Source organism: Bradyrhizobium sp. 139 (genome assembly GCF_023074175.1).
Classification (GTDB): Bacteria; Pseudomonadota; Alphaproteobacteria; order Rhizobiales; family Xanthobacteraceae; genus Bradyrhizobium.
In genome coordinates this window covers 109316-121759 of sequence record NZ_JADPKS010000123.1, presented here as the reverse complement: position 1 = coordinate 121759, position 12444 = coordinate 109316, and the positions used below count along the sequence as shown (strand labels likewise).

The window sequence follows — 12444 nt, the reverse complement described above, 5'->3', positions numbered from 1 at the left end:
GAAAGCTCGGCTGATCCCGGCTGACACCGGTCTTGAAGGTACGATTCGTCATGCCGAATCGTACCTTCCTTCGCTATAAGAATCTTGCCCAGTCTCGAAGCGCAATCCGGGAATCGTGCCACAAACGATGACGGCCCCGGATTTCGCTTTCGCTCCATCCGGGCTACAAGTGCGCCCTACTGCGCCTTCTTGCCCCGCCGATCCAGATGATACGTCAACGCCAGCGACAGGCAGACCGTGAGCTCCTGCTTCGGCAGCACGCCCGATATCGGCAACAGCAAGGCCCTCGTCTGCCGATACGCGAATTGATCGGGAAAGCGCTCGCGATGTGTCGATCAGTGTCGTCTTGCAGTTGAACAGAATGGCGGCGTGGTCGGAGTCCTTGACGCGGCCGAGCCGGATGGTGCTGCCGCTTCCGGTCTGCTCGGTGAGATAGGCCGGCTCGCCGGTCTCCGCTACGCGCCGGTCAAGCCGGCAGGCCTGCCCTGAGAAGGCCAGCCTCGTAGCGCTGACGGTCGATGTCGCGTTTATAATGCTGGGTAGAGATATGATTGGCCACCGAAAATGCCGGTTCACGCTTGAGAACTTCGGCCGCGTGCGCGCCAGCAGCAACCGCGTTGCCCATTTGCGCGAAGATTCCGGCAAGGAACGCGTGATGGGTGTGATCGGGGCGCGTGATCCGTGAGAAGGCCTCGGCGGCCTCAGCGTATCTCTCGACACAATAATAGGCGCGCCCAAGATGGCTCCAGAAGCGCTCCGGGTGATACGGGTTGAGCCGCATCGCCTTCTTGATCCAGTCGATGCCCTCCTCCGGCCTTCCGAGCCAGGTCAGCAGTTCACCCTGCTGCACCACCACGAGATCGTAGTTCGGGTTGAGCGCGAGCGCCCGCTCCTGATGATAGGCGGCCTTGTCATGGTCGTCGCGATTCAGATTGAGCGCAGCGAGGATGCGGTGGACGTCGCTGTCATTGTCGTCGAGAACCAGCGCGGTCTCCAGCTCTGAAGCCACCTGTTGGAAGGTGGCGTCGCGATCCGCGCACCAGCTATAGACCCAGGTCTGGCCCAGGACGCACGCCTTCCACGCGTGTGCGTGAGCATAGTTCGGATCGAGTTCGAGCGCCCGGTCGAGCAGAACTTGCGCCCGCGCATTGTCTTCGCGATTGGAGCGATGGTGTAAGATCTTGGCGGCCAGCACGCATTCATAAGCCGCCATGTTGTCTGTCGGCTTGCGGTTCGCGCGATCGTGCGTGGCCGCCTCGACGCGGCCGGGCAACGTGGCGGCGATCGCCCGGGTCATCTCGTCCTGAATAGCGAAGATGTCCTGGAGCTCGCCGTCGTAGCGTTCGGCCCAAATGTGCCGGTCGGTTTCCGCGTCGATCAGCTGCACGGTGACGCGGACACGATTTCCCGCCTTTCGCACACTGCCCTCGATGACGTAATCGACGCCGAATTCGCGGCCAACGTCCTGCACCTTTACCGCCTTGCCCTTGTACACGAACGTCGAGTTGCGGGAGATCACCAACAGGTCGTGGAAGCGTGAGAGCTCGGTGATAATGTCTTCGGTCAAGCCATCCGCAAAGAACTCCTGCTCCGGGTCGCCGCTCATGTTGGCGAAGGGCAGCACGGCGATGGACGGCTTCTTCGACTTGCCCGTCGCCCTTGCAGTGCCCTTCCTGCCGTCTGGCGCGCTTACCGGCCCCTCGTCCAGGCGAATGCGGTAGACGCGGATTGGACGGACGATGTTCTTGACGTTCTGCTCGCCGATATCCTCGAATGCAACGCCATCAAGGCGCTGGCCGAGTTGGTCGCGCACTGCGCTCGAGATGCAGATACCTCCAGGCTCGGCCAGCGCCTCCAACCGTGCCGCGACGTTGACGCCGTCGCCGAAAATATCGTTCTGGTCGACGATCACGTCGCCCAGATTGATGCCGATGCGGAATTGTATCCATCGCGACGGCGGGACGTCGGCATTGCGTCGCCCCATGCGGCTCTGAATTTCAGCAGAGCACAGCACGGCGTCGACAACGCTATGGAATTCGACGAGCATGCCGTCGCCCGTCGTCTTGATGATGCGGCCGCGATTTTTGGCAATGGCCGGATCGATGAGCTCGATCCGGTGAGTCTTGAAGCGCGCCAGCGTGCCAGCCTCGTCGGCCTCCATGAGCCGACTAAAGCCGACCATGTCAGCCGCGAGGACCGCTGCGAGCCTCCGCTCTGGCCCAGGCACATCCATTGCTCGGTCCCTTCACCGAGCACCTTAGCAGACGAACGGATTTTGCCCAAATCTGGTGCGCTGCAATTGAGCCGGGTCAGGGCTCAGATCATCCCAAGCGCCTGCATATAGGTCTCGAGGATCGTCTCGGCCTCGGCGCGCTCGTTCGGGTCTTCCTTGCGCATCCGCACGATGGTGCGCAGCGCCTTCACGTCATATCCATTGCCCTTGCTCTCGGCATAGACGTCGCGGATGTCGTCGGAAATCGCCTTCTTCTCTTCTTCCAGCCGCTCGATGCGCTCGATAATGGATTTGAGCTGGTCCTTGGCAAATTTCGTCGCGGGCTCATCGTCGCGAACGGCGGCGGAGGTGGCCATCTTGGTACTCCCAATGGAACTGGCAAACGAGGTGACGCCGGCATCTTCACCGCGCGTGCTGGTTGACCCTTAGGGTTCGCCGCTCTCGTGTTCAAGGCAGCATCGCGCTCGTCCACAGCGCGCCCACACCTTCCTGCGGCGAGGCAAAGAAAGCTGTTGTGTGGTGCGACTCAAGGCCACCACGCCGTCAAGCTGCCGACGAGGCCCATTCAGTGCCCGGGATGAACCTTCTTCATCGCCTCGAGCTGCTCGGGCGCGGCCGTGCCCTGGTATTTCGATTTCCAGGTCTCGTAGGGCATGCCGTAAACGGCTTCCCGGCTCTCGTCCTTGCTCAGAGCGACGCCCTGGGCGTCGGCAGCGTCCTTCAGCCAGTTCGACAGACAGTTGCGGCAGAAGCCGGCCAGATTCATCAGGTCGATGTTCTGGACGTCCGTCCGCGTCTTCAAATGGTCGACCAGGCGTCGGAAAGCGGCGGCCTCGAGCTCCGTTCTGGTTTTGTCGTCGATTGCCATGGCTGGATCCCTCGGCTTGCGAATTGGCTCTGACCCGATGGGTCACCCTTACGGGATCAGGTAGGGCCTGTCACAGATTTTGCCATATCGCGGCGCAAACGGCCCCTGAACCACCCGGGGCAGTTCCCGGCCCTACGCCAAATCGTCAATGATCTGATATAGCTTCCGCGACAATGATCGGCGAATCTCCCCGCTCCCCCCTTCGTCTGCTCGCCCGGCTGGTCCCGGTGCTGGCGGTCGCGCTGCTATGCTTCTGGAGCAGCCCGGCCGCGGCCGATTTCCGCCTCTGCAACAACACATCGAGCCGGGTCGGCATTGCGCTGGGCTACAAGGATGCCGAGGGTTGGACCACCGAGGGCTGGTGGAACATCTCCTCCCGCTCCTGCGAGACGCTGCTGCGGGGAACGCTGGTCGCCCGCTACTACTACATCTACGCCATCGACTATGACCGCGGCGGCGAATGGTCGGGCCAGGCTTTCATGTGCTCGCGCGACAAGGAATTCACCATCCGCGGCACCGAGGATTGCCTGGCGCGCGGCTATGACCGGACCGGCTATTTCGAGGTCGACACCGGCGAGCAGCGGGCCTGGACAGTGCAGCTCACCGACGCCAACGAGCAGCCGGGGCAGCAACGCGTGCCTGGCATGCCCGGCCCGGTCGGCCCGGGGGTTCCGGGTTTGCCCAATGGACCACCCGGTGGCACGCCCCCCGCCGCTCCTGGCCTCCCGCCAGCTCCCTCGCCCCCGTCTGGAAACAAGCCATGAGGCGTCTTCGCCGTATCAAGATTCTTGCGACCCTGGGACCTGCCTCTTCGGACCTCGCGATGATCCGCCGCCTGTTCGAGGCCGGCGCCGACCTGTTCCGGATCAATATGAGCCACACCCCGCATGACAAGATGCGGGAGCTGGTCGCGACGATCCGCAACGTCGAGAGCAGTTATGGCCGGCCGATCGGCATTCTGGTCGATCTCCAGGGCCCGAAGCTCAGGCTCGGCGCTTTCGCTGAAGGTGCGGTCCAGCTCCAGAACGGCCAGACCTTCACGCTCGATTCCGACAAGGCGCCGGGCGATGCCACGCGCGTCAATCTCCCGCATCCGGAGATCCTGGCCGCGCTGCGGCCCGGCCATTCGCTGCTGCTCGACGACGGCAAGGTGCGCCTGATCGCGGAGGAGACCTCGAAGGAGCACGCGGTGACGCGCGTCGTGGTCGGCGGCCGGATGTCCGACCGCAAGGGCGTCAGCCTGCCCGACACGGATCTCCCGGTCTCAGCGATGACGCCGAAGGACCGCGCCGACCTCGAGGCCGCGCTGGTCACCGGCGTCGACTGGATCGCATTGTCCTTCGTGCAGCGCGCCGACGACGTGATCGAGGCCAAGAAGATGATCCGCGGCCGCGCCGCGGTGATGGCCAAAATCGAGAAGCCCCAGGCGATCGACCGCCTCGCCGACATCATCGACGCCTCCGACGCGCTGATGGTGGCGCGCGGCGACCTCGGCGTCGAGTTGCCGCTGGAACGCGTGCCGAGCCTGCAGAAGCAGATGACGCGGATGGCGCGGCGGGCCGGCAAACCGGTCGTGATCGCGACCCAGATGCTGGAATCGATGATCCAGTCGCCGGTACCGACCCGGGCCGAAGTCTCCGATGTCGCCACCGCCGTCTATGAGGGCGCCGACGCCATTATGCTGTCGGCGGAATCGGCGGCCGGCAAATTCCCGGTCGAGGCCGTCTCGACCATGAACCGCATCGGCGAGGAGGTCGAGCGCGACTCGATCTATCGCTCGGTGATGACCGCGCAGCGCCCCGCCCCGGAATCCACCGCCGGCGACGCCATCGCGGACGCCGCGCGGCAGATCGCCGAGACACTCGATCTGCCGGCGCTGATCTGCTGGACCAGCTCGGGCTCGACCGCCGTGCGGGTGGCGCGCGAGCGGCCGAAGCCGCCGATCGTGGCGATCACCCCCAACGTCGCGGCGGGACGCCGGCTGTCGGTCGTCTGGGGCGTGCATTGCGTGGTGGCGGAGGATGCGCGCGACCAGGACGACATGGTCAGCCGCGCCGGCCAGATCGCGTTCCGGGACGGCTTCGTCCGAGCCGGCCAGCGCGTGATCATCGTCGCCGGCGTGCCGCTCGGCATCCCCGGCACCACCAACATGGTGCGCATCGCCTCGGTCGGCCCCGCGGGCGAAGCGAATATTTAGGCCCGCCGGGGCGCGGCAAATAAAAAAGTCGAAAACAACCCCATGCACAGTAGCCGGCTGGTCCGGCGAATGTGCGCGGGATGTTCGAAAAGGCGTGCTCGGACAACGCCCTGAGCGCGATCAGGTCTCCACCTCGATCTTGCCGGCGCTTTAAGCCCCGACCAGCGCCTTCGCCGTCGGCAACAGCGTCTGCTGCACCACCAGACCCCTGGCGCGGGCGTCCATGACGCCGACGGCGCGCAGCGCCAGCAGCGTCACGGTCTGCACGGCATCGCGCATCCTGGCGGGATCTTCGAGATTGTCGGGCGCAAGCGGCCCGACCAGGGCCTCATGCAGCGCGCCGAGCAGCGCGGTGGCGGCGAGCGCGGTGTCCTGCGCCGGCAGATGACCGGCGCGCACTGCAGCGTCAATCCGGGCGGCGATCTCGCCGGCGATCTCGCGGCGGCTGGCCAGCCGGGAGGCGCTGACATCGACGTCGACCGGCTCGGCCAGGATGCCCCAGGCCAGCCTGCGCTGCGACAGCGTATGGACCGCCACCGTGGTGACGGCCGCCGCCAGCGCCGAGGACGGGCCGGGTGCGGCCTCGGCCGCCCGGCGGATCGCCGCGAGCTCGTCGCGCGACACCTCGGCAATCAATTCGGAGATCAGCTCGGCCTTGGACGGGAAGTAGCGGTACACCGTCCCCGCCGCGACACTGGCGCGAACCGCGACCGGCGCGATCTGCACCGCCGCCATCCCGCCCTCCGCCGCAGCCTCGCGCGCTGCCGCGAGGATCGCACTGCGCCGCGCCGCAAGGCGCTTCACCACTTGATGCGTCCGCCGATAAACCATGGCGCGCTTCCTGTCCCACACGCCAGCCGCACGCCCTGCGGCCGAACGCTTCGTCACGTCAAAAGATGCAAATCGCCCCGCAAGGACTGAACAACTATTCAGAGTGGATGACAAGAAGCAAATGAGCATACGGAGCCGAGCAATTTCGAGCTGCCCGCGAGCTGTTAGTAAACGCATCCTTGCACCCCGTCGCGGCGGCGAGCCGGTCCAGTTTACCTCAACTTAAAAGCGATCGTGCTCGGGTGGCGATGCGCGGTTGTGCGCGGTCGTTGAACTGCGAGAGTCCAATGTCGATTTCCATCACGAGCAGCGCTCCCGTTCGCAGCGTTGCCCGCTGGCTCATGCCGTTCTGCATTGGCGCCATTGTCTACGTGTTCTTTCTCGGCATCGGCGACATCATGCTGCGCGACTCCGATACGCTGTGGCAGATCAAGATCGGGCAGTGGATCCTCGAACACCGCGCGCTGCCCTACAACGACATCTATTCGTTCACCCGAGCCGGCGAAGCCTGGATCTCGAGTTCGTGGCTGTCGCAAGTCCTGTTCGCGCTTGTTTACGAGCCATCGAACTGGTCGGGAGCAGTGATCCTGACATCGCTCGCGATCGGTGCGACTGCGGCGATTTTCGTCTACCTGCTTGAGCCCTATCTGGAACCTGCGCGCGCCCTTCTGCTCCTGACCCTGCTGCTTGCGATGTCGGTCGGCCACTTTCTCGCCCGCCCGCACATGCTGGCCCTGCCTGTCATGCTGGCCTTTGTCGGTGGGCTGCTGGCGGCCGCCGATCGGCGCGCCGCGCCCTCCTGGCTGTTACTGCCCTTGATGGCGTTGTGGGCCAATCTTCACGGCGGTTTCGTCATGGGGCTGGTCCTGATTGGACCCATTGGCCTCGATGTGATCGTAGCCGCCGATCGCAACGACCGGTTTGCACTGGCGGCGCGCTGGGCCTTGTTCGGACTTGCTGCGCTTGCCGCGAGCTGTTGCACGCCCTATGGCTGGGACACGCTCCTCGGAGCCACGAAAATCCTCAGCCTCGGTAAGCTGCTCTCGTTGATCTGGGAGTGGATGCCGGCCGATTTCAGCTCGTTCAGCCCGTTTGAAGCCGCCCTGCTCGGTTTGATCGCCATCGGATACTATAGCGGATTGATGCTGCGGTGGACCCGTATTCTCCTCCTGCTCGGCCTGACCTGGGCGGCACTCACTCACGTCAGAAACATCGAGGTCTTTGCCCTCTTGACCCCGCTCGTGGTTGCGAAGCCGTTCGCCGAACAATTGGGATTGAAGAGAGCTGTGGCGCAAGAGGCGCGGTCCTCCTTTGCAATGACCGCAATGGCGGCGCTCGTGATCGTCGTTGCCGGCTGGAGTATCACGCGCTCCTATGCGACGCCGTACCGGTATGCCTTTATTACCAATCAGAGTCCTGCGGCTGCGGTCGACTTGCTCGAACGGCGGCACGCGCAGCGCATCTTCAGCACCGCTCCGATCGGCGGCTATCTGATCACCCGCAACATCAAGAGCTTCATCGATGGCCGCGCCGAGCTGTATGGAGAGCAATTCGTGCTCGACTACTTCGATGCCGTCGAGGGCAAGAACGTTGAGACTCTGCTGCGTCTGCTCGAGACCTACCGGATCGACGCGACGTTGCTGAACACCACGCTTCCCGCCGCTAGAATCATGGACCATCTGCCAGGCTGGAAGCGGCTCTATACGGATGATGTCGCTGTGATTCACGTCCGCGACGACGCACCAGCGCAGCTTCCTTCCGCGTCTCGGTAAGCCAAACAAGGCCGCCATCTCTCGCGGCCTTTGCAGGCGCATACGAAGACAACACGGCGGCTGCGGCGGGCCTGAGGACGGGGTGCGCGGCAGAACGGACACCAATGCCGCTTAGCCTCATCCTGAGGAGACCGCGGAGCGGTCGTCTCGAAGGACGAGGCGCGCACCCGGGCCGCCGCCAAAACGTCATATGCGATAGCCCTGAGCGCAGGCGGGAGAGGTAAAGCCGGCTGGTTCGCCCGCCGTTCAGCCTTCCGACTTTACCGCCGACTACTACAATCTCGGCTGACTTCTCGCTCCGGCTCGACACCGTTGCCCTTTCGGACGCAAGGCGAGATCTCCCCAGGTAAGAACACACCCTGGTCGGCAACGCCTTCTATCCGGTTCTTGTTCATCGGCCCGCAGCTTCGCTCCACGCTTCCTCCCCACACTCGGTCGCCCCCATGCAGTTGCGCTTCGCTCGTTGTGATCAACTCGCGACGGGACTTTCACCCATAGGAGTGCGCCCATGCTGGGCGCACCACCAAAAAAAAAGCCCCGTCCAGGACGGGGCTCTCGAAATTCACAAATCGTCCAGTCTTACTTGAGGCTGGTCGAGATCGAGCCGAACTTGGTGTTCAGCGTGCTGCCGAGGTTGTTGACGACGGTGATGATCGCCAGCGCGATGCCGGCAGCGATCAGGCCGTATTCAATGGCGGTGGCGCCGGATTCGTCCTTTACGAAACGCGAAACGAGGTTCTTCATAGGGTGCTCCCAAAAATCTACACGAGGCTACAATTGGTCTGGACTTTCGGCTTCCCAGCGCCGCCCAACCATGGAACCGAAGCTAGTGGCAAAGAATTGCGCCGCAGTTAATTCGACTGCGTAAACACGGAGCGCTTTGCGTGTATTCGTCGATGGTAAAGGGGAATTGAAAACAATGCGTTAAATCGTCGGTATCCGCGGCAGCGGCCGCGCCCGCGATTTACCCGAAGTTATGACCGGCCGTGGTCCAATGCCGCCCGCTCGGTCTGACGCGCGACGAGATGAATCGTTCATCGCGCTTCAGATTATTGTTTGAGCATGATCTTCTCGGAAAACCGCTACACACTTTTCCGGATCATGCTCCGGCCGACAAGACCAAACAGGACGACGAGGCGGCATGTCCCTTTCCTTTGCCAACAGCATCGCGGTGCAGAGCCGCGCGCGCGCACTGGTGCCGCTGTGCGTCGGTGCCGGCGCCTATCTCTTCTTCCTCTTTGTCGGCGACACGTTGCTTCAGGACTCCGACTCGTTCTGGCAGATCAAGATCGGGCAATGGATCCTCGATCACCGCGCGCTTCCCACTACGGATTTCTATTCCTTCACGCGAACCGGCGAACCTTGGATATCGACCTCGTGGCTGTCGCAGGTGCTGTTCGCCGTCTCCCATGCGCAATGGGACTGGGCCGGCCCCGTGATCCTGACCGCGATCGGGGTCGCGCTCACGGCCGCGATCTTCGTCTATCTGCTCGACGCGCAGATCGGCGCACCGCGCGCGGTGCTGTTCGCGATGCTGGCGCTGCTGCTGTCGCTGCATCACATCCTGGCGCGTCCGCATATCCTAGCGCTGCCGGTCATGGTGGCGTGGGTCGGCCTGTTGATGGCGGCGGCCGACCGCAGACGCGCGCCGTCCTGGTATTGGCTGCCGCTGATGGCGCTCTGGGCGAATTTGCATGGCGGCTTCGTGCTGGGCCTCGCGCTGATCGGTCCGATCTCGCTGGAGGCGGTCGAGCATGCCGAGAAGGGACAACGGCTTCGACTGTTCCTGCGCTGGGTGCTGTTCGGCGTCGGCGCACTGATCGCGAGTTGTTGTACGCCTTACGGCTGGCGAACGCTGATGGGCGCCACCAACATTCTCAGCCTCGGCGAGCTGCTGTCGCTGATCTTCGAATGGATGCCGGCGAACTTCGCCACGTTCACCTCGTTCGAAGGCGCCCTGCTCGGCCTGATCGCGCTCGGTTACTACCGCGGCCTCGTGCTCTCGGCGCCCCGGATCTTCCTGATCCTGTTCCTGACCTGGAGCGCGCTGACCCATGTCAGGAGCATCGAAGCCTTTGCCTTCCTGGTGCCGCTGGTGCTGGCAAAGCCCCTCGGCGAAATGTTTCCACGCCCCGAGCCTAACGCAGCCGGCGCCGACCGCTGGCCGGTCCGCTGTGTCACCGCACTCGGCGCGCTGATGATCGTGGCCGCAGGCTGGACCTCGACCTCGCTCTACATGGGGCACCACCGCTTCACCTTCACGATGACGCAGACGCCGGTTGCGGCAGTCGACCTGCTCGAACAGCGCAAAGTCCAGCGCATCTTCAACGCCTATCAGTTCGGCGGCTACCTGATCTCGCGCGACATCCCTGTCTACGTGGACGGACGCGCCGAGCTCTATGGCGAGAAATTCGTCATGGACTTCTTCAAGGCGACGGAGGGCAAAAAGCCCGAGCTGCTGCCGCGCCTGCTCGACGAATACAAGATCGACGCGACGCTGTTGGTCGCCGACGCGCCGGGCCCGCAGATCCTCGACCAGCTCAAGGGCTGGAAGCGGATTTATGCGGATGACATCGCGGTGATCCATGTGCGGGATGAACGACAGGGCGCGGACAGCGCGCCCGTGCCCGCAGTACCAAATTGAGGCCCGGACAATGTCGCCAATCGTCCAGCCGACCGAGCACCGATCCATCATTGCGCTCAACCCTGCGATCATGCTCACGATGGCCTGGGCGGTGATCGTGGTGGCGCTCGGACTTCCCGCGATCAAGCCCGGCGTGTTCGACGCGCTGTCGACCGACGACGCCATGCGTCTGGTCGAAGTGCGCGATCTTCTGGCCGGCCAAGGCTGGTTCGATCTGACCCAATACCGGCTCGACCCGCCCGGAACTGCCATGCACTGGTCCCGCATCGTCGATGCGCCCCTGGCCATGCTGATCCTCTTGTTTCGCCCTCTGCTCGGCCAGCACTATTCCGAAGCGCTCACGCTGGTGCTGTGGCCGTCGCTGCTGATGGGTGCTGCGCTATGGCTTGCAGCGAGAATCGCAGGTCAGGCAAGCGCCGCGTCCGACCGGCCGCAGACATGGCTCGCCGCAATTCTGGTCACGTCGCTATCGATCCCTGCCCTGCCCCACTTCCGCGCGGGCGCGATCGATCACCACAATCTGCAGATCGTACTGCTGCTCGGCTTCGTGCTCTGCATCTCCGATCTGGAACAGCGTGTAGCCAAGGCGGCCTTGGCGGGATTCCTCGCGGCGCTTTCGCTGGCGATCGGGTTGGAAATGCTGCCTGCCATCGCCATGGCGAGCGCGGCTGTGCTGGGACTCTTGATCTGGAAGGGCACTGAAGTGCTGCGTTCCGCCTGCGCCTTTGGTGCAGGCCTGGCCGGGTCGTCGCTGCTGCTGGCACTCCTGCTGCTTCCGACGAACGATCTTGCCAGGCCAGTCTGCGATGCCTTCGGAGGCCCCATCCTGCTCCTGTCCGCAGGCGGCGGCGTTGCACTGCTCGCGGTTGCCGGCGTCAGCCGCCTGCGCCGGACCTTGTGGATGCGGCTGGCGGCGGCGGCACTTTCGGGCGCGCTCCTGCTGGGCGCGTTCTACAAGTCCTATCCGAGCTGCATTGCGTCGCCCTATGCGCAGGTCGATCCCCTGCTCGTCAGCTTCTGGCTCGACCGCGTTGCCGAGACCATTCCGGTGACGGAGCTGGCACAGCTGCAACCGCAAAAACTGCTGGCGTATTATGCTTTTCCACTGTTGACGCTCGGCCTGTGCGTTGCCGGTATTATCGGCGGCACACGCCAGACGCGCTTTCGCTGGATCGTTTCGACCGCCACGCTCGCAGCGCTGTTCGGCGTAAGCCTGTGGGAATTGCGCGGCGCCGCCGCCGCGAACATCGTTGCCGCCCCGCTATGCGTCATCGGAATTGCAAGGCTTCGCGCGGATGCCGCGGCCGGTTGGCGGCTGCTATACGCGGCGTTGCTCGTGTCGCCCGCCACACTTGGCGGCATCGGCTTTGTGGTCTGGCCGGCATTCGCTGCCGGCACGGACGGACACAAGATCGCGGTACCCGATCCGACCGCTTCCTGCCAGACCATCTCCAGCGCCGCACCTCTCGCCACCCTGCCGCCGGGGCGGGTGATGGCGCCGATCGATTCGGGTCCTGTGATCCTGGCGGCGACGGGACATTTCGTGTTCGCTGGTCCCTACCACCGCAACAATGACGGCAACCTCGTCATGGTGCATACAATGATGGCAACCCCGCAAGCCGCCCGCGCAATGCTGAGTGAGCGACACGTCAATTACATCCTGACCTGCAACGGCTCTGCTGATCAGCAGGATCTTGTCCGCATCGCGCCGGACGGGCTGGCCGCGCATCTCGGCCGCGGCGAATCTCCAGACTATCTGGAGCCGATCCAGGCAGCGTCAAAATCCGGCTGGACGGTCTGGCGCCTGCGCAACTGAGGGAGCGCGCAAGCCGCGCCTTCAATTATTTGTCTTGGCGCGTTGTCCTTGGTTCCTTGTCGCCGCGCGTGCAGAGCTCGATG

At 64.1% G+C, this 12444-nt stretch carries 10 protein-coding genes and 1 pseudogene; 5 read left to right on the top strand and 6 right to left on the bottom strand.

Annotated features, from left to right (window positions below; all coding sequences use genetic code 11):
* Window positions 1-176: 176 nt before the first annotated feature.
* The 4 genes and pseudogenes from IVA80_RS38710 to IVA80_RS28405 all read right to left on the bottom strand — a co-directional run.
* Window positions 177-447 (bottom strand): annotated as a pseudogene (locus tag IVA80_RS38710) (DUF1801 domain-containing protein); the annotation flags it as partial.
* A gap of 19 nt (window positions 448-466) precedes the next feature.
* The gene (locus IVA80_RS28415; RefSeq protein ID WP_247437830.1) at window positions 467-2233 is read right to left on the bottom strand and encodes an adenylate/guanylate cyclase domain-containing protein; all 1767 of its coding nucleotides are present in this window, start codon (window positions 2231-2233) and stop codon (window positions 467-469) included.
* 83 nt (window positions 2234-2316) lie between these two features.
* Complete coding sequence (locus tag IVA80_RS28410) at window positions 2317-2589, bottom strand: DUF2312 domain-containing protein (RefSeq protein ID WP_247437828.1); 273 nt, start codon at window positions 2587-2589, stop codon at window positions 2317-2319.
* A gap of 209 nt (window positions 2590-2798) precedes the next feature.
* Window positions 2799-3101 (bottom strand): DUF1244 domain-containing protein, encoded by a 303-nt coding sequence (locus IVA80_RS28405; RefSeq protein WP_247437826.1) that lies wholly within the window; start codon window positions 3099-3101, stop codon window positions 2799-2801.
* 173 nt (window positions 3102-3274) lie between these two features.
* On the opposite strand from IVA80_RS28405, the gene IVA80_RS28400 reads away from it, so the two are divergent.
* Complete coding sequence (locus tag IVA80_RS28400) at window positions 3275-3865, top strand: DUF1036 domain-containing protein (RefSeq protein ID WP_247437825.1); 591 nt, start codon at window positions 3275-3277, stop codon at window positions 3863-3865.
* Window positions 3862-5298 (top strand): pyruvate kinase, encoded by a 1437-nt coding sequence (pyk, locus tag IVA80_RS28395; RefSeq protein WP_247437823.1) that lies wholly within the window; start codon window positions 3862-3864, stop codon window positions 5296-5298. The genes IVA80_RS28400 and pyk overlap by 4 nt, the downstream gene beginning before the upstream one ends.
* Before the next feature lie 150 nt (window positions 5299-5448).
* Here the strand turns inward: pyk and IVA80_RS28390 are convergent, their stop codons facing one another.
* Window positions 5449-6129 (bottom strand): TetR family transcriptional regulator, encoded by a 681-nt coding sequence (locus tag IVA80_RS28390; protein ID WP_247437821.1) that lies wholly within the window; start codon window positions 6127-6129, stop codon window positions 5449-5451.
* Window positions 6130-6308: 179 nt separating this feature from the next.
* Here IVA80_RS28390 and IVA80_RS28385 point away from each other — a divergent pair, with 179 nt between their 5' ends.
* Window positions 6309-7901, top strand: a complete 1593-nt coding sequence (locus IVA80_RS28385; protein WP_346348027.1) for a hypothetical protein — start codon at window positions 6309-6311, stop codon at window positions 7899-7901.
* A 579-nt stretch (window positions 7902-8480) separates the two neighbouring features.
* Here IVA80_RS28385 and IVA80_RS28380 read toward each other — a convergent pair.
* A complete protein-coding gene (locus tag IVA80_RS28380) occupies window positions 8481-8645 on the bottom strand; it encodes a Flp family type IVb pilin (protein ID WP_057757281.1) in 165 nt (54 codons plus the stop codon).
* A 397-nt stretch (window positions 8646-9042) separates the two neighbouring features.
* On the opposite strand from IVA80_RS28380, the gene IVA80_RS28375 reads away from it, so the two are divergent.
* The gene (locus IVA80_RS28375; RefSeq protein WP_247437819.1) at window positions 9043-10545 is read left to right on the top strand and encodes a hypothetical protein; all 1503 of its coding nucleotides are present in this window, start codon (window positions 9043-9045) and stop codon (window positions 10543-10545) included.
* Window positions 10546-10555: 10 nt separating this feature from the next.
* Window positions 10556-12361, top strand: coding sequence for a hypothetical protein (locus IVA80_RS28370; RefSeq protein WP_247437818.1), 1806 nt, complete (start codon window positions 10556-10558; stop codon window positions 12359-12361).
* Window positions 12362-12444 lie beyond the last annotated feature (83 nt).

Excerpts from the sequence above, each read along its gene's own strand:
- IVA80_RS28415 (WP_247437830.1), bottom strand. The coding sequence starts at position 2,233 with ATGGATGTGCCTGGGCCAGAGCGGAGGCTCGCAGCGGTCCTCGCGGCT.
- IVA80_RS28410 (WP_247437828.1), bottom strand. The coding sequence starts at position 2,589 with ATGGCCACCTCCGCCGCCGTTCGCGACGATGAGCCCGCGACGAAATTT.
- IVA80_RS28405 (WP_247437826.1), bottom strand. The coding sequence starts at position 3,101 with ATGGCAATCGACGACAAAACCAGAACGGAGCTCGAGGCCGCCGCTTTC.
- IVA80_RS28400 (WP_247437825.1), top strand. The coding sequence starts at position 3,275 with ATGATCGGCGAATCTCCCCGCTCCCCCCTTCGTCTGCTCGCCCGGCTG.
- pyk (WP_247437823.1), top strand. The coding sequence starts at position 3,862 with ATGAGGCGTCTTCGCCGTATCAAGATTCTTGCGACCCTGGGACCTGCC.
- IVA80_RS28390 (WP_247437821.1), bottom strand. The coding sequence starts at position 6,129 with ATGGTTTATCGGCGGACGCATCAAGTGGTGAAGCGCCTTGCGGCGCGG.
- IVA80_RS28380 (WP_057757281.1), bottom strand. The coding sequence starts at position 8,645 with ATGAAGAACCTCGTTTCGCGTTTCGTAAAGGACGAATCCGGCGCCACC.
- IVA80_RS28375 (WP_247437819.1), top strand. The coding sequence starts at position 9,043 with ATGTCCCTTTCCTTTGCCAACAGCATCGCGGTGCAGAGCCGCGCGCGC.
- IVA80_RS28370 (WP_247437818.1), top strand. The coding sequence starts at position 10,556 with ATGTCGCCAATCGTCCAGCCGACCGAGCACCGATCCATCATTGCGCTC.